We start from the raw sequence: 22,076 nt of genomic DNA, 5'->3' as shown, positions 1-22,076 counted from the left end.
CGGCTGTGCTGGCACTATCATCGCCCCGTGCACCTCGAGTTCATCGGCGCCGCCCAGACCGTCACCGGATCCATGCACCTCCTGAGGACGCGTGACGCCACCGTCCTCCTCGACTGCGGCCTCTGCCAGGGCCGCCGAGTCCTTCGAGCGCAACCGCCACCTGCCGCTCCCGGTCCACGAGATCGACGCCGTCAAGGCGGGAAGAACATTGAGGTTTCTTCCCGCGTTCCCGCCTTCATGTTCGAATTAGGTCACCACCGCGGAGGAGGAGGGAAGCCCAATCGATGCGCGACGACCGTTGACGACGGGCAGGACCGATGCCGTCGCCGTGGCTCGCGCGCGCGCTCGCCGGAGAGAGCTGGGTCGCGGCGAAAGGTGGCGCCGCCGCTCACTTCACGCAGGTGCGCTTGTCCTGGTAATCACAGCTCGGCACGCCGGCATTCACCACCGTCTCGGTAAAGCCAGGGTAGCAGATCGGGTCGCACGTCGCGTAAGCCCCGCTCGGGTACGGCACCGCGCCACACGAGATCCGATCGTAGATCCCGGCGCAGTAGCTCGGCCCGCTCTGCGAGCCGCTCACGTACCAGCCGGGCGGACAGGCGACGGAGGCGCCGCAATGCGCGAAGGACGCCCGCGTGGCCCAGGGGATGAGCTCGCAGCGGTAGGCCTCGCCGTTCGCGCAGCCGAGCGCGCTGCCCTGGCTCAGCGACACGGAGTGCGTGTATTCACCGCTGACGCACGCCGCGCACTGCCACCCGGTCAGCGCTTGCGCCCCCGCCGCCATCGGCTCGGCCAGCGCTGCGTCCTCCCCCTCGGCCGTGCCGAGGCAGCCGGCGGCTCCCGTCAGGGCCACGATCAGCCCGAGCCCAGACACCCCCATCGTCCACCGCGAGAAGCTCTTCATGCTCGTCCTCCGATGCGATCCCCCGCCACCAACGACGTGATCCATGGAGAGGACACCGCAAGAGCGCAAGGGACGCAAGGGAAAGCGATATCCACCTGCTGAAGGCGAGCTGGGGAGCTTGCGAGATTTCGCTGCGCGTGGTGGTGGAACGGCGTCAGGTGGAGCAAGTGGCGGTGCTGGTGCGGGTGGCGCAGCAAGCGGCGGCGCAGCAAGCGGCGGCGCTGCGAGTGGCGGCGCGAACGGGAGCGGCGGAGCGCAGCCCGACCCCGATGGGGCCGGCGAGGAATTTCTGCTGAGCTTCCCGCGGCGCAACGTCTTTGGTCTCGGTCAACCGCTCGCGGCGACCAGAAACGGCTCAGTCATCACGGTCGGCGCTCGAGCTCCCGCGGAGCTCCTCCCCGATTCGATCGACGAACCCTTTCTTGCGGAGTACTCGGCGACCGGAGAAGTTCTCCACGCGCTCGCACTGCCCGGAGCCGCTGAGCCAGAGTTGATGACGATCGACGCGGAAGGCTCGATCGTCCTCGTCGGTCAGCTCTACATGGATATGACCTTCGGCGAGTTCACTCTCACGACCGTCGAGGAAGGGGAGGTGCTCGAGTTCGTCCCTGCGCAGTTCCGGATCCTCGCAGAGCAGAGAGAGAAGCTCGCCTGTCCGCGCTGCCCCGAGCAGGGAGTGACGACGGCCGACAGCGAGAAGGTGATGGATCGTGGGCGCCCGGGTCCGGGGCTGCTCGCGAGCATCATCGTGGAGAAGTTCGAGGACGCGATGCCGCTTTACCGGCAGGCGCAGCAGTACGCTCGCTTCGGCGTGTCGCTGTCGCCGTCGACGCTGGGAGAGTGGTCGGCCTTCGCGCTCGACGTGCTCGCCCCCGTGGCCAAGAGGATCCAGGAGCGCGTGCTGGGTGCGTGCTACGTGCGCGCCGACGACACGGGCATGCGCGTGCTGGATCGGGATCATCCGGCCGGGGTGAAGCGAGGGCATATGTGGGCCTTCGTCGGGGCCGAGCTCGTGACGTTCGTGTACGCACCGGACTGGCAGCCAAAGCACCCAGCTGCGCTGCTGCAGGGCTTCACTGGCTATCTGCAGGGCGATGGCTACGCAGGCTACGCCGCGATGCTGCGCGGCGGCGACGACGGCGAGAGGATCGTGCCCGAGGAGCGCCGGCTCGGCTGTGGAATGCACATATCGGCGACCCGAACCTCGCCGCCTACAACGCCAGCAAGGGAGGTGTACGGCTCTTCACCAAATCAGCCGCGCTGCACTGCTCGAAGGCAGGCTACGGCATCCGAGTGAACTCCGTACATCCTGGCTACATCTGGACGCCGATGGTCGAAGCCGTTGCCGGAGAAGGTGGTGACCAGGACGCCGGACGTCTCCGCTCGCACGCCAGGCCGCCACATGCTTCTTCCACGTAGCTGCATCCGCCATCCCCTGCACCCTGCACCGCTCAGCCGGTCATGCTCAAGACGGGGCTCGTGCAGCGGGTACGCCGTGTTGCGCGGCGAGAAGGCTCCCGACGACGCGCTGGCCCGCGAGCTGGGCGCGATGGGGCTGCTCCGAGTCAGCGCGCGCGCCGGTAGTGCATGGCGACCGCGCCGCTGCGGAGCGGCTTCGCCGAGACCAGCTCGAGCCGTCGCGTGCTGGGCAGCCCGCTCTGGTACAGGGTCGGGCCGTGGCCGGCGATCCTGGGGTGGACGAGGAACTTGTACTCGTCGATCAGATCCAGCCGGTCCAGCTCGGTCGCGAGCTTGCCGCTACCGAGGAGCACGCCGGCCGGGGTCGCGTCCTTGAGCTTCTGCACGCCCGTGCGCAGGTCGCCGGCGATGTGGTGGCTGTTGGTCCACGGGAAGTCCTTTCGCGTCGACGACACCACGTACTTCGGCTTGGCCTCCAGCTTGACCGCCCACTCGCGCATCGCCGGCGGCGCCTCCTCGTCGCCGCGGGCGACCGCCGGCCAGTAGCTCTCCATCATCTCGTAGGTGACGCGGCCCCACAGCATCGCCCCGCCCTCGTCCATGAGGCGGGTGAAGATGGCGTGTGTCTCGTCGTCGGCGATTCCCTCCTGGTGGTCGACGCAGCCGTCCAGGGTGACGTTGATGCTGAAGGTCAAGAGTCCCATGCGGCGAGTCTAACACTCCTGGCGATGGAACGGCAGGCCGTCGCAGAACTTGTCGCTGAGGATGTGCGCCAGGAGCGAAGGTGTCGCGAGCGCGCGCGGCAGGATCTGCGGCGGCAGCGGTGCGGTCAAGATCGTCGGCTCGGCAGTGTCCGCCGCGCCGGCGTCGCGGTACTTGGCGCGGGCGATGACCATGCGGACGTGGCTCGGGCGCCGTCAGGCGAGCTGACAGCTCTCCTCCCAGCCGATCCTCGGGGCGGAGCCCTCGAGCAGCGGGTCGGTCAGCTCGATGCGTTCCTCCGGGAGGGCGGCCTCGCGTAGGTCGCGACGCCCAGTCGGCTTGCGCTTGCCGCCAGGCGGGCGCGACCCGCCCGTCTCGGTTGGATCCGCCGGCGCGGACGCAGCGGGCTGTCCGAGCTGCTGGTTGAGCGCGTCGAGTGCCGCGAGCTTGTGGGCAAACTCGAGCTCGAGCTGGGTCGTATCGAGCCGCTCGGCTTTGGCGACGAAGAGCCGGCGCCGCATCAACTCCAGCTCGTGCTGCAGGTTGCGGTAGGCGAGCCGCAGCGTGTCGCGCTCGACGGTCAGCGCCGCGACCGCCACGCGCTCCGCGGCGAGCGCCGCCTCGAGCTCGGCGACGCGTTGCTCGGCGCTGCGTCGGCCACCACGTGCACCGGCAGAAAGCGCGGTGCCTCCGTCGACCGCAACGGCGCGGGTTGCGAGGGCCCCTCAGCCCGCAGCTTCCAGCGCCACCAGTACAGCTGCTTGGGCTTGTACCCCTCGCGCCGCGCGAACTTCTCGGCGCTCAACCCGCTCCTCGCCCATCGGTCCACCCGCTCGGCCCACTCTGCTCTCGTCGCCATCGCTTCGTCCTTCGTCGCGATGGGGACTGGTAACCGGCGCCGCACGGACCGTCACGATGGCATTGGTCGGGCGCTTACGGCGGGTCGCTTATCGCGCGCTTCCGCGGGGAATGCCGAGGCGGTCTTCGTAGGCGTTCAGGACTTTCACGAACGCGGGTCGCTCTTCGCAGCGACGGCGGAAGTTTTCGACGTTCGGATACTTGGCGAGGATCTCCGTCTTACGAAGTTCGCGCAGCACGCACGTGAGAATAATGTCGGCAACCGTGAAGTCAGCCCCCGTGATGAACGGTTGAGCCTGCAGCATTTGGTCGATCGTCGGCAAGAAGCGATCGAGTATCTCGACATGCCAAGGGCGCAAGGCCTGTAAATGGGGATTTGAGTCGCCTTGAAGATCGGCAAATAGAATCGGCAGCGAAAAAGGCTCGATATTGTTCAATGACGTGATCGTCCAGCGATAGACCTGCGCGCGCCCCTTCAGATCAGAAGGAATCAATTTTCCGGATTTCTCCGCAAGGTAAAGCAGAATCGCACCCGACTCCGTCAAAATATACCCGTCATCATCGATCGCCGGAACTTGCTTGAATGGCGATACCATTCCGAACTCGACTTCATCCTGAAGACCGTTCGGACCGCAATCGAGCCCGACGGCCTCGTGGGCGATTCCACACTCTTCCAGCGCCCACGTCGCACGGAGGTCGCGCGTGTAACCCCAAAGAAATGGCGGCAACGATTTGAAAACGTATACTTTCATGAAGCTGACCTCATCCCATGATCGAGTGAATGCACTGGTCCAGAAATAGCACGGGGTGAGATGAAGTTAAATATCTTCATGGCCTGCCGCCGAGGGCCGGAGAATGGTCCGCGCAAAGCCATTTCGATTTGTCAAGAATTTTACGCCAACGACAACCAGTTGACCTAACATCCAATAAGCACGATCCACTGACCCGTCTACAATAGACAACAAATCCAACGGGTTCACTCGGCTGTGGTATGTTGTCTACGTCACGCTGGACCGCGACGGCGACTGCCATCAAGCCCCTTGCCCTCGACGCTTCGTCCACGCCGCGGCCACATGGGCCTCGAGCGTGCCGCTCTGGTCCTTCTGACGCTGCTCGTCGAGGACCGCGGGGCGCGATCCGCCCCGCCTCAGCATGACCTCGTAGGCCTTCAGCACGCCAAAGAAGACGGCTCGCTGCCGACATGTGCGCATGGTTGCCACCGGCCTGAACGCCGTTCTAGTTTTCGAGCGCCCCGCGGTGCCCCACGACTGGTGTATGAGAAGATTTTACTTCTTCAGCCAGGTCTGGGTCCTGCCGAGGAGGGAGATGCCCAAGAAGCCGCGCACCTTTAGCTTCTTCCCGCCCTCGATCGCCTCGAGCTTGCAGCTATAGGTCTCGCCGTTGTTCGGATCCAGGATCGTACCGTCATCGTACTCGTCGTCATCGCGGGCCATGTTCTTGATGATGACGAGCCCCACAAGGGGCTTGTTCTTGTCGGCACCCTCACAGGCGGTGCAGATCTTCGGCTTCCCCTTCGCGTCGAGCGGCTGCTTCAGGCTCACGATCTTGCCGAAGATCTTCCCGCCCTTCTCGTAAATCTCTATCACCGACTGCTCGACCCCCTGCTCATCAATCGTCCGCCACTGGCCGGTCACAGGGAGAGGACCCGCGAGCACGAGCGAAGTGGCGAGGGAGCAACCCAAGGCGGCAAACAGAGCCAAGAACGTCTTCATGTCGTCAGAACTCCTTTCATCGGTCTGCCAAGCCACGGCGTTCGGCCCTGGCGTGGTGTTTGATTCGCATGTCGGTGTGCGCCGCTGTGTGTAACATGCCGTGGAGGGGGGACGGGGCGCCGCGCCGTTTGTTCATCGGGCCGGAGGGAGCGGCGGCGGAGGCAGGGCTCTGGTCAGAGGGGGAGCCGAACGGTGGACATGGCTCCTCTCGCAGCAGCCCTGCGGCGCGGTGGACGTCATTTTTCCCCCGAGGGTACCGAGCGGGCTCGTGGAGCGCAACGGCGCCGTGCAGCGGGGCGCCGGGACGTTTGGCGGCCAGCGAACAGTTGATTCTACGGGGCTGGATCCCGCCGTGGCCAAGCTGCCCTTGGCCCGCGCCTCGGCCGCGCGGGTCCGTCCTGTGCCGGTACGATCCTGCCGACTGAGTCGGTCATGTAGGGTTCTCTATGTCAACCGCCTCTTCATCGAGCATGACCCGCGCCACGTCCTTCCACTCCAGCCCCTTGTCGAGGCGCAGCACGAGCAACATCTGATCCCGGGTCCGAGATCGTCCTCCTCCGGATGGCGGACGTCATGTTCATCCAGATCCTCCGCGCGTACCTCGCGCGCTGCCCCAAGGACGGCGGCGGCTTCCTCGTACCAGCGCTCGAGCGCGTAAGTGAAAGAAGCCCTATCGCTGGGCGAAGCCATCGCCGACTTCCGTCTGCTCGTCGGGCTCACACCGGGCGCGTTCTTCAAACGCGTGGGCGGAGGTGCGGCTCAGCGGGAGTTCACAGGCGTGCCGCGGGCCGATCGGGATCTGCGGGGTACAACAGGCGACGGGCGTTGTCGCGGTAGATCTTCTGCAGCACGGGCGCGGGCAGGTGCATGCCGTAGATCATCCAGAACCCCTGGCGGCCGTTCGCGGCCTCGGTGCTGAAATACTCGTCCTCGGTCTCGAGGAAGCGGGCGTAGACCTCGTAGCCCGCGGCATTGGCGCCCTTGAGGTCGGTGCCGAAGAGCACGCGGTCCTGGTAGCGCACGAAGAAGCGGTGCGCCGCGAGCGGCTGCCGGCCCAGCTCGCTGGCGCTGGCCGACATGTCGACGTGGAAGTTGGGGTAGCGATCGAGCCAGCTCGCGAGCTGCCGCAGGTCTTCGGACGAGCTACCCATGTGCGCGCCCATGAAGGTGACGTCGGGGTGGCGCTCGAGCACGCGGTTGCGCTCCTCGAAGAGCTGCGCGCGCGTGGGAAAGCGCTTCCGGTCTGCGAACGACCAGTCCGGGAACTCGTGCAGCTCGTGCCAGCGCTCGTTCTTCGCGTCCAGCGGGACGAAGAACGCCGACGGGTCGGCCACGTGCCAGAGCACGGGCCGGCGGTAGCGCGCGCACGTGCGCCAGACGGGCTCGAGCTCCGCGTCGTCGAGCGCGACGCGCCGGCCCTCGGGCGTGCGCACCGTGAGCCCGAGCTCCTTGAAGATCTTGAGCCCCTTGGCCCCGGCCTCGAAGTCGGCCGCGAGCTGCGCGGCGACGCGCGCGCCCCAGCCCGGCGCGCCCACGAGCGTGAGGTCGACGTTGGCATAGGTCAGGAAGCGCCCCGGATACGCGCGGTCGAAGCGCTCGAGCTCGCGTACCAGGCGCTCGCCCGAGGAGCCATCGAGGTTGACCATCGTCTCGACGTGGAGCATGTCCATGCGCGCGACCTCGGCCGCCACGTCCACGACCCGGCGCAGGTGCGTGTGAACATCGACGGCGGGCACGGCCAGGTGCGCGATCGCGGTGCGATCGAGCGCCAGGAGCGGCACGGGCCGCCAGTCCGCGAGCCGCAGCGCCGCGATGTCGGCGGGCTGCAATCGCGACGCGACCGGCTGCGCACCCGGCACGGATGGGCCGCGAGCGCACGCGACTGGCAGGAGGGGAACGAGGGCGAGCGCGAGGAGGGGCGAGCGGGACATGAGGCCACCTGTGGCCGCGAGCATACCGCACCCGCCGCACTGGCCGTACGGTGGGACCGGTGATGCCGCGAGCCCTTCACCGCGGGCGACGCGGCGGCGGAGGGCGCCCCGCTCGCCACACCGGAGCCGCCTTCGGCGGCGAAACAGGCGGAGGCTACGAAAACCGCTACTATTCCCGGCCGCCAGTCGTCATCAACCGGTGTTTCTGGCGGGATTTCTGACACGTGAAACCAGTCATCCCTCGCCGAACAGCCCCGCGCGCCGGCCCGCCTCGACGAGCTGATCTTTCACCGTCTGGAAGCGCTTGCGCAGCCGCTGCGCCTCCCGCTTCAGCGCGGCCTCGTCCACCACCGCCTCTTCATCGAGCATGACCCGCGCCACGTCCTTCCACTCCAGCTCCTTGTCGAGGCGCAGCACGAGCAATATCCGATCGTCCGGCGGCAGCGCCTCGCGCAGCTCCATGAGCTTGTCCTTCGCGTCGGTGCGCAGGTAGGGCCGCGTCTCGGTGCGCACCTGCTGCTCGATCGCGCTCAGCTCCGTCGTCCCGACCGAGGGGCGCACGCGCCTGTCGCGGGCGCGCCTGTCGCGGGCGTGGTTCTTCGCCGCGTTCCGCGCGATCGTATAAGCGAAGGTGCGCAGCGAGCACTCCCACGCGAAGGTCGGCAGCCCGCGCAGGATGCGCTCGCACCACAGCGAGAAGACGTCGTCGGGGTCCTCTTCGCGGCGGAGGAGCGCGGTCAGGAAGCCGAGGATCTCGGGCCCGTAGCCGCGGATGGCGAGCTCGGCGGCCCGCGTGACGGCGCCGCTCTCGCAGTGCTCGCGGACCTCGCGCTCGAGGTGCTCTCGATCGACGGACATCGTGGCGCCGAGGATATCACCGTCCGCCGAGCTTCCGCGGTCGACGAGCCCGCCGCCCTGCGACGGCGCTCATCGTGATCGTGATCGACTCCTCGACCGTGGACACCGCTTCACGGCGCGAGCGCGCACCAGAGGCCGTCCGACGCGCGGCCGCACAGATCGGCGCGGCCGTCGCCGTCGACGTCGCCGAGCTGCACCGTCGCGCCGTACCGCGCGGGGAGCCACCCCTGGGCATCGCCGAAGGCGCCGAGCGAAGCGGGGCGCGCCGCGCCGAAATCGAGGCGGTTCGACATGGCGCACAGCGCGCCGGAGGTGCCGCGGCCACAGAGGTCGGCGTCGCCGTCGCCGTCGACGTCGCCGAGGCCGAGGCTCCCCCAGTGGCCCGGCGCCGCGTCGAACTCGGACGCGTCGCCGTAATCGGGCGCGCCGCCGCGGCTGTACGACCAGACGTGCGGCCGCACGAACCCGGGGCCGGAAGCGCTCGCCACGGCGCACACGACGCCCGACGGCCCGCGGCCGCACGCGTCCGCCGCGCCGTCGCCATCGATGTCGCCGAGCTGGATCGTGGCGCCGTAACGCTCCGGCAGCCAGCCGTTCGCGTCGGACATCTCGGCGAGCCAGAGCGTCGCCGCCCCGAAGCTCCCGGCGCTCGTGTTGATCGCGCAGCGCACCCCGTCGGCGCCGCGGCCGCACACGTCGGCGTGGCCGTCGGCGTCCACGTCGGCGAGGTGGATCGAGCGGTAATGGCTCGGTGCGTCGGCGAATCCCTCCGCGTCGGAAAAGCTGTACGTCCACCAGACGCTGCCGGAGGTCACGAAGGCGTCGCCGGCGGCGTTCGCGACCTGGCAGAGGATGCCGTGGATACCGCGGCCGCAGACGTCGGCCTTGCCGTCGCCGTCGATGTCGGCGAGCTGGATCGTGTTGCCGTATCTCGCGGGCTGCCAGCCGTTCGCGTCGGAGAACTCCGTCGTGTACCGCTGCGCGGGGAGGAACCCGCCTGCGCCGTTGCTGCGCGCGCAATACACGCCGTCGGTGCGCCGCACGCACGCGTCGGCCTTGCCGTCGCCGTTCACGTCGCCGAGCCGGACCGTGCGGGTGGTGGACTCGCTCGTGCCGATCTGGGCGTCCGAGAAATCGTTGCCGGACGACCAGCGCGTGGGCGCCGAGAGCTGAATCGCGAACCGCTGCGCCTCGCCGCCATTGCAGTCGATCATCTGCACCGGCGTGCCGTTCGCGGTGCTGCCGCCGGCGACCGCGAGACACCTCCCCTGGAGGCCGCGGATCTGGCCGCCGTCCAGCATCGTCCACCCCTGGCCCGCGGTCTCGGCGCAATTCTCGAGCACCACGAGCGCGCCGTTCGCGGTGTTGCCGCCGGCGACGCCGAGGCAGCGCCCGCCGATGCCGCCGATGCGGTTCTCCGCGACGGTCCATGGCTGCGCCGAGGTCGTGGAGCAATCGGCGAGGACCACGGGCGCGCCGTTCGACGTGCCGACGGCCGCGAGGCATTTGCCCCCGGGCGCGCCGAGGCGGCCCGAGACGCCCGCGATCGCCGAGCCCACGTACCGGCGCCGCGCCCAGGCGCGATAGTCCGGCTTGTCCGGGTCGCAGGTGGTCCCGGTGCCGCACGCGCTCATGTCCGTGCAGGTGAACCGGTCGCATTGCGCGTACCACCGGAATGCGTCCCACGTGATGTCGAACTCGGCGTCGGAGACGTTCGCCTGCTCGTTCGAGATGTCGTAGCCCCGGTAGGTCTGGAGCGCGTGCCCGGCGGCGTAGACCTGGTGCGCGGCGAACGCGAACATCGATGTGTAGTAATGGTCGGTGTGGTCGCCGGCGTGGCCGTGGTCGCTGTTCAGCGTGCCGACGCGGCTCGCGCGGTAATCGGACATCAGGCGCGAGAGGACGGCGACGAGCTCCTCGCGGGTGTAATCGACGGGGACCTCGCCGGCGGGGTCATCGTCGGTGCGGTCGACGCGCGGCACGGTCGGTGCGCCCCCATTCCAGAGGTCGCTCAGGAGCGCGGTGTCCGGGTACGATGGGAGCCGCAGGAACACGAGCCCGACGCGGCCGGCGCTCCCGTCGAGCGCGCAGCGCACGAGCTCCTTGTCCAGCACCGCGGCCTCGGCGCAGCTCCAGCCATTGGCGAGGCCAGCCATCGCCGCATACGCGGCCTTCATCCCGGCCTCCCGCTCGTCCATGACGGGCAGGCCATTGCCGCCGAGGCCCGCGGTGACGTAGACGGTTTGCACGAAGTTCCCCGCCTGGATCGAATCCGCGATATCGGGGTTCATGAAGAGCAGATCGTCGTCCTGGTGCGCGACCACGTAGAGATCGCGCTCGGGCGCGGCGAGCGCCTCCCGGGCCGTTGTGGCGACGCTCTCGCGCTCCACGAAGAAGATGTTCTGGGCGTCGCTCTGCCCGGAATAGAGGCTGTCCAGCGTGGTGTCGGTGAGCGTGCGGACGACAACGGGCGGCGCCCCCGGATCGATGCGGCGACCGGCGCCGGATCCGGCCCAGATGCTCACGGTGGCGCTGTGACGGCCGCTCGCATTGGCGGGGCCGAAGACGTACCGCGCGAGCCACGTCTGCTGCGTGGTCCCGGCGATGGCGCTCGTCGGGCCGGCTCCGTCGACGAGCAGGCCCGCAGGGCTCGACGTGTCGAAATGGAGGCCGTGGTGCTGGTGGGCGGTCGTCCAGGAGCTGACGCCCATGGGCACGTGGTACGCGTAGCCGACGGGGGGCGCGGCCATGCGCCCGGTGACGGCGATCCACCGGGTGGCGTGCGCGGCGGACAGCGGGGCCGCGAACCGGCGCCGCCAGTAGCCGTAGGTCTGTGCGAGCTCGCCGCCCGCCCGCGCGAAGGGCCAATCGTCCGTCCAGCCGACGGCGCCGCCCGCCTCGCCGTCGTGCTCGTCGTAAGCGAGGATCTCGGCGCGCGCGCTGGCAGGGGCGGCCGCCGCGGCCAGCAGGGCGCCCAGCGCCGTCAGGGTCCGCGCCGCCTTGGTCCACAGGTGTGCTCTCGGATCGATGCGAGTCATGGCTCTGCTCCTCGGGTGAGGCCGGCCCTCCGCCGGCGTTCCTCGAGGCAGACCCGCGCCGGCGCGGGTGTGAACACAAATCGGCTACGGCCTCGTCGACCATGACGCCCAGGCGAGCGCGTGCGGCCCGGGTTCCATCCAGATCCTGCTCCGGCGATCGTTGCGATCTTCGTGACGTTCGAAGCATTGTCGGAGCTCCTGGTATCCTGATCGGAGCGCCTGGCATCCTGAGAGGAGCGACACTCGGCGGAGACGGCCTGGCGACGGCGCCTCGGGTACCGCAGGCGGCCGAGCCCGACGGCGGAGGCGACTTCGCGTTGGATCGCCCGCAACGCCGGCCAGGACGGGGGCGGGGAATGTTATACCTCATCGGGGGAGGCGGGCTCCTGCTGCCACTGCCGAGGCTGCCTCTCCCTGCGCCTGCATGACGAGCCCGTCTCCTCCATTTTCCTACACGATCGGCGAAACCGTTTACGAGGGCCGCGGTATCGCCGTGTACCGCGCCATTCGAAACGCCGACGGCCATCCGGTGGTCCTCAAGGTGCTCGACCCGAGGAGCTGCCGGCCGATGGACATCGACCGGCTCAAGAGGGAGTACGAGACGGGCAAGATGCTCGACGTGGGAGCCATCGTCAGGCCCCTCGCCCTCGAGACGTACGATGGGGCGCTCGCCCTCGTCATGGAAGACTCCGGCGCTGAGCCGCTTGATCGACTGCTCGGCGCGCCGATGGCGCTCGGCAGGTTCCTCGATCTCGCTATCCGCATTGCGGGGGCCGTCTCCGACATTCACCAGCGAGGCGTCGTTCACAGAGACCTCAAGCCCGCGAATATCCTGGTCATTCCTGCCACCGGCGCGGTGAAGATCGCCGACCTCGCGCTCGCCTTACGGCTCCCCCGCGAACAGCAGGCCGCGGAGCCAGCACGCCTCATCGAGGGGTCCCTACCTTACATGTCGCCCGAGCAGACGGGGCGGATGAACCGTGGGACCGACAGCCGCAGTGATCTGTATTCCCTGGGGATCACGTTTTACCAGATGCTCACGGGGGAGCTCCCATTCGATGCCCGCGACCCGCTGGAATGGATCCATTGTCACGTCGCCCGCTCGTTCGCGGCTCCGTCCGAGGTGGTCCCCGAAGTGCCCGAGGCGGTCGAGCGCATCGTGATCAAGCTCCTCGCGAAGATGCCCGAGGAGCGCTACCAGACGGCCCGCGGCCTGCGCCATGACCTGGAACGGTGCTTCGAAGCATGGCGCTGCGGTGGCAGCATCGAACCCTTCCCGCTGGGCGAGCAGGACGCGTCGGGCCGCCTGCAGATCCCTCAGAAGCTCTACGGGCGCGACGAGGCGATCGCGGTGCTGCTGCGCGCCTTCGAGCGCGTGGTCGACACCGGATCGCCACAGCTCGTGCTGATATCGGGCTACTCCGGCATCGGCAAGTCGACGCTGGTCCACGAGCTGCACAAGCCTGTCACCCGCGAGCGGGGATTCTTCGCCTCGGGAAAATTCGATCAGCACAAGCGCGATATCCCTTACTTCACCATCGTTCAGGCCGTTCAGGAGATCGTGCTCGAGCTCCTCGCCGACAGCGAGAGGATCGCGGCCTGGAAGCAGCGGTTGCTCGAGGTCCTCACGGTCAACGGGCAGCTCATCGTGGACTTGATCCCGCAGCTCGATCTGGTCATCGGCCCGCAACCGCCGGCTCCCGAGCTGCCGCCGGTCGAGGCGCAGAACCGGTTTCGCATCGTCTTCCGGCACTTCATCGGGGTGTTTGCCCGGAAGGAGCACCCCCTCGTGCTCTTCCTCGACGATCTCCAGTGGGCCGATTCGGCGAGCCTCGGGCTCCTGCAGGATCTGGTGAAGCACCTCGACACGGGCCATCTTCTCGTCATCGGTGCGTATCGCGACAACGAGGTGACCCCCTCGCACCCGCTCATGACGGCGCTGGACAACGTGAGGAGGGAGGGCGCGCGCGTCCGGGATATCGTGCTCGGCCCGCTCTCCCGCGAGCACCTGTCCATGCTCGTCAGTGAGTTGCTCCAATGCCGCCCTGAGGACGCCGCGCCGCTCTCGGCCCTGGTCCATGAGAAGACGGCCGGCAACCCCTTCTTCGCGATCCAGTTTCTCATCGCCCTCCATGAAGAGCGGCTGATCGAGCTCGACCCCCATGCGGGCGCCTTCCGGTGGGACATGGCGAAGATCCGCGCCAAAGGCTTCACCGACAACGTGGTCGACCTGATGGTCGACAAACTCGCGCGGCTCCCTGCTGGCACCCAGGAGGCGCTGAAGCAGCTCGCCTGCCTCGGGAACGCCACGGAGGTCGGCGTCTCGACGATAGCGTGCGGCCGCTCGGAGGAGGAGCTGCACGCGGAGGTCTGGCAGGCCGTTCGCGCGGGGCTCGTCCTCTGCCACGAAGGCACGTACAAGTTCCTCCACGACCGCGTCCAGGAGGCGGCCTATTCGCTCATCCCGGAGGATCTGCGGGCCGCAGCGCATCTCAAGATCGGCCGGCGCCTCGTGTCTCATCTGCCCAGCGGGGCCATCGAGGAGCGGGCTTTTGACGTCGCGAACCAGCTCAATCACGGCGCCCACCTCATCAACGATCCACGCGAGAGGGAGGCGCTCTGCCGGCTCAACCTCGTGGCAGGGATCAAGGCAAAGGCTTCGGTCGCCTACGCTTCGGCGCGCATCTATCTGGCGCAGGCGGCGTCTCTCTTGCCACCGGACGCCTGGAGCGCACGGTACGAGGACACGCTCACGCTCTACCTGGAGCTCGCCGAATGCGAGTCCCTCGCCGGCAACTTCCAGCCGGCCGACGACCTGTTCGATCGGATCCTCCAGAACGCCCGCTCCAGGTCCGACCGGGCCAGGGCCCACCGGCTGCGCATGCGGCTCTACCAGATCGCCGGACGACACCGCGATGCCATGACGGTCATGATCGAGGCCCTGCGGCTCTACGGGGTGGCGCTCCCGGAGGCCGACGAGGAGATCCAGGCGGCCGTGGAGGCCGAGATCCGGCAGGTCCCGGACGCCCTGCGCGGGCGTCGCATCGCCGATCTCGTCGATGCGCCCGTGGCGACCGACGAAGACGTGCGGGTGTTCATCGGCCTGGTCGCCGAGTCGTGCCCCCTCGTATTCTCCGTGCGACCGGCGCTCTGGCCGCTGCTCACCGCCAAGGGGGTGAACGTCTCCCTGCAGCGCGGACACGCCGAGGAGTCCTCTTTCGTCTACAGTTGTTACGCCGGCGTCATGGTGTCCATCCTCGGGGACATCCCGTGCGCGTTCCAGTTCTCCGAGATGGCGCTCAGGCTGAACGAGAAGTTCAAGAGCGTCACGGCCATGCTGAAGGGGAGGCTGCTCTTCCACCACGCGGGCGTCATCAGTATCTGGTACAGGCACTACGCGACGAGCCTCCCGCTCCTCGATAAGGCATTTTCCGATTGCCTCGAGGTCGGAGACTTCGTGTTTGCCGGCTACTTGACGTACAACATGGTGTGGATTGTTCTGGAGAACGGCGACCCGCTCGATCATGTCATTGACGTCGCGCGGAAGTACGCCGCCTTCGCCCGGAAGACCCACAACGACGTCGTGTACCATGTGGTCCGGCTCGAGGAGCAGCTCGCGGCGAGCCTGAAGGGAGCGACGCGGGCATCCACGAGCTTCAATAGCGGCGACTTCGACGAGGACAGCAGCTTCGCGATCCTCGAGAAGGCGGGCTTCGGCCTTGGGATCGCCGCGTATCATATCATGAAGCAGATCGCGGCGTTCACGCATGGACGTCACGCCGAAGCGCTGGAGTCCGCAGCCAGCGCCGCGCTGATGCAGGACCAGGTGGCGTCTCTGGCCATGGGGGCGGCGCACCACTTCTACTACGCGCTCACGGTGACGGCGCTCCACGCGCAGGCGCCGGCCGAGCAGCGGCAGCAATTGGCTCGGACCCTCGAGAAGCAGCTACAGAAGCTGAGGCACTGGGCCGACAGCTGCCCCGACAACTTCCGGAGCCGCTACGCCCTGGTATCCGCCGAGGTCGCCCGCGTCGAGGGCCGGGACCTCGACGCGATGCGCCTCTATGAAGAGGCCATCCGCTCGGCGCGCGAGAGCGGCTTCGTCCACAATGAAGCGCTTGCCTACGAGCTCGCGTCTCGGTTCTATCGAGCACGAGGGTTCGAGCGCTTCTCCGATACGTACCTGCGCGAAGCCCGCTCGTGCTACGTGCGCTGGGGGGCCGACGGCAAGGTGAGGCAGCTCGAACAGCTCTATCCGCAGCTCCTCGAACGACGGCCGCTCGCGCCCACCGCCACCTTCGCGGCGCGCACGGACCTGCTCGACGTGCTCTCGGTCGTCAAGGCGTCGCAGACGATCTCGGGCGAGATCCTCTTCGAGAAGCTCTTGCGAACCCTGCTCGAGTTCGTCCTCGAGCAGGGAGGTGCCCAGAAGGGCTGCCTCATCCTCGTGCGGGACGGCGACCTGACGATCGAGGCGGAAGCCGCGATCGAGGAGCGACAAGGGACCGTGACCCAGGTTCTACAGTCGTTGCCGGTGTCCTCCTCCCAGCTCATCCCTGCCTCGCTCCTCCACTACGTGCGGCTCACCAAGGAGCGCGTGCTCCTCGATGATGCCGCCGCGAAGGCGGGCAGGTTCTCGGGGGACGAGTACATCGTCCGACACAACCCGAGGTCCATCCTCTGCGTTCCGCTCTTGCGGCAGGCCGAGGTGCTCGGACTGCTTTACCTCGAGAACAACCTCACCACGCACGCGTTCACGCCCGAGCGGCTCCTCGCCCTCGAGCTGCTCGCCACGCAAGCGGCCATCTCCCTCGAGAACGCGCTCTTGGTCGCCAGGGAGCGAGAGGCGCGGGCGGCGGCAGAGACCGCGGAGCGGCGCACGGCGTTCCTCGCCCACGAGCTGAAGACGCCGCTGACAGGCCTCCATCTGAAGCTCGACGCGCTCACGCGATCGATCAAGCAGCAAGAGACGGTATCCTCGTCCTGGTTGTCGTCGTCGCTCACGTCGTTCAAGCGTCAGCTCGGTCGGCTCAGCCTGCTGATCGACAGCCTGCTCGACCTCTCGCGCGTCCAGGTGGGGCGGCTCGTCCTGACGCGTGAGCCGGTGGACCTGACGGCCCTCGTGCGGGACGTCGTCGGGAGGCTGAGCGAGCAGGCCGAGCTGGCTGGATGTGCGCTCCACGTGCAGGCGGAGCGCGCCGCCTGGGGCCAGTGGGATCGGCTGCGGCTCGAGCAGGTCGCGACGAACCTCTTGACGAACGCCATGAAGTACGGAGCCGGAAGGCCGGTTCGGATCGTCGCCGACGCGGACGGGGCCGTCGCTCGCCTCTCGGTCTCCGATCAGGGCATCGGGATCTCGGAGGCCGACCAGCGGCGCGTGTTCGAGGCGTTCGAGCGCGCGACGGGGCTTCATCAAGCGCAGAGCCTCGGGCTCGGGCTGTACCTTGTTCGGGAGATCGTACGAGCGCATGGAGGGCGCGTGGATCTGCACAGTCAGCTGGGCTCAGGAACCACGTTCGTCGTCGAGCTGCCCGTCGAGCCGGAGGGCGAGATCGGCCTCGCGCAGGCGTCCTGAGGAGAGGGGCGCGCTCTCCCGGATCGAAGTACCGGAGCCGCAGGGGCAGCCGGAGGCGACGAGGCGGAGACGACACCAGGGTCTGTTTACGTTGGGTGCGTGAGGCCGAGCGGGCTCGGAGCCCGGGTGGCGCGGGCGGCGAAGGCGACCTACCTGGCCGCGAGGCTCGCCCTGGCCTGTGCGATACGCGGCGCTGCGCTGGGGCGGGCGTACATTCGCTCCATGTAAGAGATAAGTTGGGGGCAATCGCCCAGCAGCTTGGCCTCGTTTCCCCAGTCGAGCGTGTAGGCGAGCACGAAGTCGGCGACGGTGACGCCGTCGCCCACAACGAACTGGCGGCCCCGCATGTGCTCCTCGAGCACCGCGGCCATCTCTTTGAACTCGCGGCCGGCGAGGTCGACGTCGGCAGGCAGGCGCAGCGCCTCGGGGTAGAGCGACGTGTGTCTGGCGATGCGCCAGAGCGGCTGCTCGAGCTCGGTCACGGTGAACAAAAGCCAGCGGTCGACCTCGGCCCGCTGCCGTAGATCGGTGGGCAAAAGGCGCTTTTGCGGGTACTTCTCCGCGAGATAGAGCGCGATCGCCACCGACTCGGTGACCACGAAGTCTCCGTCGACGAGCGCGGGCACCTTGCCGGCGGGGTTGATCTTGCGAAATTCGGGCCGGTGATGATCGCCCGCGACGAGGTCGACTTCGATGGCTTCGAAGTCGACCCCCAGCTCCTGCAGCGTCCAGCGGGCACGAATGGATCGGGTCGGCGCAAATTCGTACAGTTTCATCGTCGGTGCTCCTGTCGAGGTGGGTGCCCCATGCTTCGAGGCACGTTCCCCTTGAGACCGGGGCGGCGGCGAAAACTCATCGGTCGCCCTCGTTTTTTTTCGACGCGGCCCTGCCCGCCCTCAGCCGGGCAGCAGCGCCGGCGCGCCGTAGCGCTCGAGCTCGCCCACCGGGGCGAGCGCCGAGGCGCTGCGCGGACTCTTGCGCGGGCGCCGGGGCATCGAGAGCCGGGCGATCGCCGCCGGGCACGGCACCGACAACTGGACCGCCCTCTACGAGGTAATCGCAAGCCCGTGCGGATCCTCCGACGTTGCTGATGTTGTGGTAGCGCGGCGTACCTTGGCCACCCAGCGGCGATCGTCTCGGCACCGATGATTTTTTCGGGCGCGGGCAGTCAGTGCTTTCGAAAGGGACAGGCGTCCCCGCTCGGAGAGGCATCGATGATGATGAGAAGGAGAGAGTTCATGGGAGTTCTGGGCAGCATCGTGGCGCCGGCCTGTGTGGGGGACGTGGAGCGAGAGGAGGGGCGGCCAGGGCAGAGCGGAGGGGCCGGCGCGGGGCCGGCTGCCGCGCTGGCGCCCGTGCGCGAGGTGATGGGGGCAGAGGTCGCGGCGGGGCAGATGCCGGGAGCGGTCTGGCTGATTGCGCGCGGCGGCGACGTGCACGCGGACGCGGTGGGCGTGACCGAGATCGGCGGCAGCACACCCATGCGGCGGGACACGATTTTCCGGATCGCCTCGATGACGAAGGCGGTCACCGCGACGGCGGTGATGATGCTCGTCGAGGAAGGCAAGCTCGACCTCGACTCCCCCGTCGACCGCTGGTTGCCGGAGCTCGCGAACCGGAGGGTGCTGGCACGCATCGATGGTCCGATCGACGAGACGGTGCCCGCTGAGCGGCCGATCACGGTGCGCGACCTGATGACGTTCACCATGGGCTTTGGACTCCTGTTCGATGCTTCGTCGCCGATCCAGCGTGCCATCGACGAGCTCCAGCTCGTCAACGGGGAGCCGGTACCGATGACGCCGCACGGGCCAGACGAGTGGATCCGGCGGCTCGGGACGCTGCCGTCGATGCATCAGCCGGGGGCGCAGTGGATGTACAACACGGGGAGCCTGGTGCAGGGGGTGCTCGTGCGGCGCGTGGCCGACAAGGATTTCGATGTGTTCGTGCGCGAGCGCATCCTCGCGCCGCTCGGGATGCGGGACACCGACTTCCACGTGCCGGCGGACAAGCTCGATCGGTTCGCCGGCTGTGGTTACTTCACCGACCCGGAGACGATGGCGAAGACGCGCATGGATCGCGACGGGGTCGAGAGCGCCTACGCCAGCCCGCCCGTGTTCCCTTCGGGCGCTGCCGGGCTCGTGTCGACGGTGGACGACTACCTCGTGTTTGCGCGCATGCTCACGAACAGCGGCGTGCACGAGGGCCGGCGGATCTTGAGCGCCGCCTCGGTGCGCGAGATGACGACCGATCATCTCACGCCGGCCCAGAAAGCGGCGTCTTCATTTTTCCCGGGCTTCTTCGAGACGCATGGCTGGGGTCATGGGATGGCCGTGCTCACCGCGCCGGACGCCGTCTCGGAGGTGCCTGGGCGCTATGGATGGGACGGCGGGTTCGGGACGTCCTGGATCAATGATCCGAGCCGCGAGCTAATCGGGATAGTGATGACACAATCCTCCGATTTTCTGTTCTCGGGAGCTCTCGAACGCTTCTGGCGCAGCGTCTACGTCGCCACCCAATCGAGGTGAGGCGCGGCCCTCTTGCGGGCGAGCCTTGTGGCTAGCCCTGCGGAGCTCAGCCAAGACCGGCGCGTTCGGCCGATGACCTCGGGCGAGCTCGCGCGCATGGTCCCCGACCATGTCAAGCCGAAGCGCAGCGTCGAGCAAGACGTCTACCGGCTCGACCGCCACGTGTACCCGATCGCCGGGCGTGTCCCCGTCGCTGCCTTCACGCTCGACGACGCGGGGCGCGTCATGCGCACGCTCTGCGCGATGTCGCCCGCGTCGGGCCGTCACATCGCGCAGCTCTTGCACCGGCTCATGGCGATGGCCGTTTTCCCCTGCCGTCTCCTCGCGACGAACCCGCTGCCCCGCGGCGTTCTCCCGAAGCTCGGCCCTGCGAAGGCGAAGGCGTGCCTCTACCCCGACGAGGACGCGCGCCTGCTGGCCAGCACCGCGATCCCGCTGTGTTGGCGCGCCCTCTGGGGCTTCCTGAACCGCGAGGGCCCACGCATCAGCGAGGCGGCGCGCCTGCAGGTGCAGGACGTCGACCTCGATCGCGGCGCCTTGCGCCTCGGGAAGAACAAGACGAACGACCCCCGCGCGTGGGCGCTGTCCCGGCGTACCGCAGGCGCTGCGCGCATGGCTCGCGCTCCGCGGCAACCCGGCGCCCTCCGCGTCGCTCTTCGTGAACGAGGACGGCGCTCGCTTCAGCCTCGAGCACGCCGCCGAGCGGCTCCGCGCCACCTCCAGCTCGCCGGCATGGGCCGCCCGGAGCTCGTCGAGGCCATGCATGGACCGCCCGGAGCTCGTCGAGGCCATGGACGAGCGGCAGCAAGTGGGCGCGCACGACACGCGATCGACCTTCATCCCCGTCGCCCTCGCGAACCGCCGGAGCGAGACCCGGATCGCCGACCGGACCCGGCACCGGGGCTCCGTCGTGACCCGAGGTGCCGCCGAGCCCCCAGGACGTTTGCAGAGCTGGGCCTTGGCGAGCTAGCTTCCCTCGCCGAGGCGATCCCCGAGCTCGCCGGAAGCGTCACAGGAGACGGCACAGAAGAGGGAGAGGGCGGGGCGCCAGAGACAAAAATAGAAGCAAAACCAACAACTTGGCCCCGTGGCGAAAAGGCAGACGCGGTGGATTTAAAATCCGCGGCCCTCTTGGGCGTGCCGGTTCGAGTCCGGCCGGGGCTACCTCGTGGGGTGACGTGCCGATCGGGCCCCCGACGACGTGATGGGCCCTCGGTGCGCCCGGCCGGCGAGAGCCGCCGGGCGCATCGAGCTTCCACCTGGGGGCTATCGAGCGCAGCCAGGGGGACTGCGCTTCGACCTGGAAGCTGGCGAGCTCGGCTCCTCGCCGCGCGTCCGCCAGGCTCATGGCCATCTTGCAGCTTCGCCGCAATCCCTTCTCTCCTCTCTCCTCTGCTTCCCCGCCTGGGGCGCTCGGCCGGGACCCCACCGGACACGCCCTCTGCTGCCGCTCACGGCATCTCACACCCTCCACTGCTGCGGAGCGCTTCCCCCTCACCCTCTCTGTGGTGAGCTCGTGACCTTGGCCTGACATCGTGCGTCACGACGACCGGGGATCGAGCGGCAGCGGCGGATCCACCTCCCGCGGCAGCGGCTGACCTGAGCTGCTTGCCCGCCTCGAACGGGACCAGGTCGCTCCAGGTCGCTCTGTGTCCCTCGTGGCGCTGACGTGCCCGAGACGCCGCGCCCCCGTCACGGGCTGATGGCACCTGTCACGGTCTGAAGCCCAACCAGCGCGCAGCCGTGCCCTGTCGCCTCTGGGCTCGACAAACCAAGTCGGCTCTAGTAATGGGAGCGCCACTACATGGATCTGGATATCGATTGTCTGCGCGAGGCGAAGCTAGAGAACGTCGAACGTCTTGCACACGCGCTGGGGGTCAAGCTGCCCGAGCACAAGCGCCATGACAGGCGCGCTTACAACCGCGAGCTCATCCGCATGGTGATGCAGGGCATCCGGCGCGACGCCGAGCGGTCCCGCGGTCGCAGGTTTTTCGGTCGCAGCTGACGATTCCACCCCTGCGGTGCGTTCCTCGAAGCGCGCCGGCCGGCAGCCCGTTCCTGCCCGCCCCCGCTCCCAGCGGCCCCGTCCCTGCCGCCCCCGCTCCCGGCGCCCCCGCCTGGACGTCCTCGTCCTCGCCCTCGCCCCCAGCCCCCTACCGTCCCTGAGGCTTGCTCCGCACGGCCAGCCGGCTCCCGGTGACGCGGCTCCGCGCCGCCAGCAGGAGCGGCGCCGCCGGCGTGAGCGGATCGACAAGGTCGTTCACCTGGAGCATCGCCTTGTCCGTCACCTTCCACGCCGTCGAGTGACCCGACACCCCCTGCTGGGGCGACCCCGCCAGGTCCAGCGCTCGGCTCAGCTCCCGGCCCACCCGCTCGATGCGCGCGAGCTGCTCCCGCGACGCCCCCCCGTCCTTCGCCGCCGCGTAGATCGCCCGCACCACGCCGAGCAGATCTCGAACGGCATCGAATGGAAACGGCGGGGTGCTGACCGGAATGGGCACTGAGCCAATGTACAGCAACTCCCCCTTCGATG

At 68.5% G+C, this 22,076-nt stretch carries 18 protein-coding genes, 1 tRNA gene and 2 pseudogenes; 7 read left to right on the top strand and 14 right to left on the bottom strand.

What is annotated here, in order from left to right; genetic code table 11:
• Positions 1–388 precede the first annotated feature (388 nt).
• The gene (locus tag WMF36_RS32235; protein ID WP_437574598.1) at positions 389–904 is read right to left on the bottom strand and encodes a hypothetical protein; all 516 of its coding nucleotides are present in this window, start codon (positions 902–904) and stop codon (positions 389–391) included.
• Between the two features lie 589 nt (positions 905–1,493).
• Here WMF36_RS32235 and WMF36_RS32230 point away from each other — a divergent pair.
• Positions 1,494–2,099 (top strand): annotated as a pseudogene (locus WMF36_RS32230) (IS66 family transposase); the annotation flags it as partial.
• Positions 2,093–2,281, top strand: a pseudogene (locus WMF36_RS32225) (SDR family oxidoreductase); the annotation flags it as partial. The pseudogenes WMF36_RS32230 and WMF36_RS32225, both read left to right, overlap by 7 nt.
• Positions 2,282–2,469: 188 nt before the next feature.
• On the opposite strand, the gene WMF36_RS32220 reads toward WMF36_RS32225, so the two are convergent.
• From WMF36_RS32220 to WMF36_RS32175, 10 genes are all read right to left on the bottom strand, one after another.
• Entirely contained in the window at positions 2,470–3,027 is a 558-nt protein-coding gene (locus tag WMF36_RS32220; RefSeq protein WP_437574597.1) for a dihydrofolate reductase family protein, read from the bottom strand.
• A 9-nt stretch (positions 3,028–3,036) separates the two neighbouring features.
• Positions 3,037–3,219, bottom strand: coding sequence for an IS66 family transposase (locus WMF36_RS32215; RefSeq protein ID WP_437574596.1), 183 nt, complete (start codon positions 3,217–3,219; stop codon positions 3,037–3,039).
• Positions 3,220–3,240: 21 nt separating this feature from the next.
• The gene (locus tag WMF36_RS32210; protein WP_437574595.1) at positions 3,241–3,624 is read right to left on the bottom strand and encodes a transposase domain-containing protein; all 384 of its coding nucleotides are present in this window, start codon (positions 3,622–3,624) and stop codon (positions 3,241–3,243) included.
• Positions 3,606–3,884 (bottom strand): IS66 family insertion sequence element accessory protein TnpA, encoded by a 279-nt coding sequence (gene tnpA, locus WMF36_RS32205; RefSeq protein ID WP_437574594.1) that lies wholly within the window; start codon positions 3,882–3,884, stop codon positions 3,606–3,608. The genes WMF36_RS32210 and tnpA overlap by 19 nt, the downstream gene beginning before the upstream one ends.
• An 88-nt stretch (positions 3,885–3,972) precedes the next feature.
• Positions 3,973–4,635, bottom strand: a complete 663-nt coding sequence (locus WMF36_RS32200; protein WP_437574593.1) for a glutathione S-transferase family protein — start codon at positions 4,633–4,635, stop codon at positions 3,973–3,975.
• A gap of 279 nt (positions 4,636–4,914) precedes the next feature.
• A complete protein-coding gene (locus WMF36_RS32195) occupies positions 4,915–5,094 on the bottom strand; it encodes a hypothetical protein (RefSeq protein WP_437574592.1) in 180 nt (59 codons plus the stop codon).
• A 75-nt stretch (positions 5,095–5,169) separates the two neighbouring features.
• Positions 5,170–5,616: a DUF2147 domain-containing protein gene (locus WMF36_RS32190; RefSeq protein WP_437574591.1), complete on the bottom strand. Its 447-nt coding sequence runs from the start codon at positions 5,614–5,616 to the stop codon at positions 5,170–5,172.
• Between the two features lie 770 nt (positions 5,617–6,386).
• The gene (locus tag WMF36_RS32185) at positions 6,387–7,547 is read right to left on the bottom strand and encodes an amidohydrolase family protein (RefSeq protein ID WP_437574590.1); all 1,161 of its coding nucleotides are present in this window, start codon (positions 7,545–7,547) and stop codon (positions 6,387–6,389) included.
• A gap of 234 nt (positions 7,548–7,781) precedes the next feature.
• Positions 7,782–8,405 (bottom strand): RNA polymerase sigma factor, encoded by a 624-nt coding sequence (locus WMF36_RS32180; protein WP_437574589.1) that lies wholly within the window; start codon positions 8,403–8,405, stop codon positions 7,782–7,784.
• A 110-nt stretch (positions 8,406–8,515) separates the two neighbouring features.
• The gene (locus WMF36_RS32175) at positions 8,516–11,443 is read right to left on the bottom strand and encodes an FG-GAP-like repeat-containing protein (RefSeq protein WP_437574588.1); all 2,928 of its coding nucleotides are present in this window, start codon (positions 11,441–11,443) and stop codon (positions 8,516–8,518) included.
• 424 nt (positions 11,444–11,867) lie between these two features.
• Here WMF36_RS32175 and WMF36_RS32170 point away from each other — a divergent pair, with 424 nt between their 5' ends.
• The gene (locus WMF36_RS32170; protein WP_437574587.1) at positions 11,868–17,018 is read left to right on the top strand and encodes an AAA family ATPase; all 5,151 of its coding nucleotides are present in this window, start codon (positions 11,868–11,870) and stop codon (positions 17,016–17,018) included.
• Between the two features lie 149 nt (positions 17,019–17,167).
• Here the strand turns inward: WMF36_RS32170 and WMF36_RS32165 are convergent, their stop codons facing one another.
• Both WMF36_RS32165 and WMF36_RS32160 read right to left on the bottom strand, forming a co-directional pair.
• A complete protein-coding gene (locus WMF36_RS32165) occupies positions 17,168–17,794 on the bottom strand; it encodes a glutathione S-transferase family protein (protein ID WP_437574586.1) in 627 nt (208 codons plus the stop codon).
• 120 nt (positions 17,795–17,914) lie between these two features.
• On the bottom strand, positions 17,915–18,052 hold the full coding sequence (locus WMF36_RS32160) for a hypothetical protein (protein WP_437574585.1): 138 nt from the start codon (positions 18,050–18,052) through the stop codon (positions 17,915–17,917).
• A gap of 204 nt (positions 18,053–18,256) precedes the next feature.
• On the opposite strand from WMF36_RS32160, the gene WMF36_RS32155 reads away from it, so the two are divergent.
• The 4 genes from WMF36_RS32155 to WMF36_RS32140 all read left to right on the top strand — a co-directional run bounded on the left by WMF36_RS32155 (position 18,257) and on the right by WMF36_RS32140 (position 21,548).
• Positions 18,257–19,543, top strand: a complete 1,287-nt coding sequence (locus WMF36_RS32155) for a serine hydrolase domain-containing protein (protein WP_437574584.1) — start codon at positions 18,257–18,259, stop codon at positions 19,541–19,543.
• Positions 19,544–20,201: 658 nt separating this feature from the next.
• Positions 20,202–20,513: a hypothetical protein gene (locus WMF36_RS32150; RefSeq protein WP_437574583.1), complete on the top strand. Its 312-nt coding sequence runs from the start codon at positions 20,202–20,204 to the stop codon at positions 20,511–20,513.
• Between the two features lie 111 nt (positions 20,514–20,624).
• A tRNA-Leu gene (locus tag WMF36_RS32145) sits at positions 20,625–20,707 on the top strand.
• Positions 20,708–21,347: 640 nt separating this feature from the next.
• Positions 21,348–21,548 carry a hypothetical protein gene (locus WMF36_RS32140; protein WP_437479008.1) on the top strand — a complete coding sequence of 67 codons (201 nt, stop codon included), beginning with the start codon at positions 21,348–21,350 and terminating at the stop codon, positions 21,546–21,548.
• Positions 21,549–21,696: 148 nt separating this feature from the next.
• On the opposite strand, the gene WMF36_RS32135 is transcribed toward WMF36_RS32140, so the two are convergent.
• Entirely contained in the window at positions 21,697–22,044 is a 348-nt protein-coding gene (locus WMF36_RS32135) for a hypothetical protein (protein WP_437479007.1), read from the bottom strand.
• Positions 22,045–22,076 lie beyond the last annotated feature (32 nt).

The sequence above is a fragment of the Sorangium sp. So ce887 genome (genome assembly GCF_051521455.1).
GTDB lineage: Bacteria > Myxococcota_A > Polyangia > Polyangiales > Polyangiaceae > Sorangium.
Note: the sequence above shows the minus strand (reverse complement) of the source record. Positions and strands in the feature narration are given on the sequence as shown.

Excerpts from the sequence above, each read along its gene's own strand:
- WMF36_RS32140 (WP_437479008.1), top strand. The coding sequence starts at position 21,348 with ATGGATCTGGATATCGATTGTCTGCGCGAGGCGAAGCTAGAGAACGTC.
- WMF36_RS32180 (WP_437574589.1), bottom strand. The coding sequence starts at position 8,405 with ATGTCCGTCGATCGAGAGCACCTCGAGCGCGAGGTCCGCGAGCACTGC.
- WMF36_RS32165 (WP_437574586.1), bottom strand. The coding sequence starts at position 17,794 with ATGAAACTGTACGAATTTGCGCCGACCCGATCCATTCGTGCCCGCTGG.
- WMF36_RS32220 (WP_437574597.1), bottom strand. The coding sequence starts at position 3,027 with ATGGGACTCTTGACCTTCAGCATCAACGTCACCCTGGACGGCTGCGTC.
- WMF36_RS32195 (WP_437574592.1), bottom strand. The coding sequence starts at position 5,094 with ATGCGCACATGTCGGCAGCGAGCCGTCTTCTTTGGCGTGCTGAAGGCC.
- WMF36_RS32200 (WP_437574593.1), bottom strand. The coding sequence starts at position 4,635 with ATGAAAGTATACGTTTTCAAATCGTTGCCGCCATTTCTTTGGGGTTAC.
- WMF36_RS32215 (WP_437574596.1), bottom strand. The coding sequence starts at position 3,219 with ATGGTCATCGCCCGCGCCAAGTACCGCGACGCCGGCGCGGCGGACACT.
- WMF36_RS32175 (WP_437574588.1), bottom strand. The coding sequence starts at position 11,443 with ATGACTCGCATCGATCCGAGAGCACACCTGTGGACCAAGGCGGCGCGG.
- WMF36_RS32155 (WP_437574584.1), top strand. The coding sequence starts at position 18,257 with ATGGGAGTTCTGGGCAGCATCGTGGCGCCGGCCTGTGTGGGGGACGTG.
- WMF36_RS32170 (WP_437574587.1), top strand. The coding sequence starts at position 11,868 with ATGACGAGCCCGTCTCCTCCATTTTCCTACACGATCGGCGAAACCGTT.
- WMF36_RS32190 (WP_437574591.1), bottom strand. The coding sequence starts at position 5,616 with ATGAAGACGTTCTTGGCTCTGTTTGCCGCCTTGGGTTGCTCCCTCGCC.
- WMF36_RS32235 (WP_437574598.1), bottom strand. The coding sequence starts at position 904 with ATGAAGAGCTTCTCGCGGTGGACGATGGGGGTGTCTGGGCTCGGGCTG.
- tnpA (WP_437574594.1), bottom strand. The coding sequence starts at position 3,884 with ATGGCGACGAGAGCAGAGTGGGCCGAGCGGGTGGACCGATGGGCGAGG.
- WMF36_RS32185 (WP_437574590.1), bottom strand. The coding sequence starts at position 7,547 with ATGTCCCGCTCGCCCCTCCTCGCGCTCGCCCTCGTTCCCCTCCTGCCA.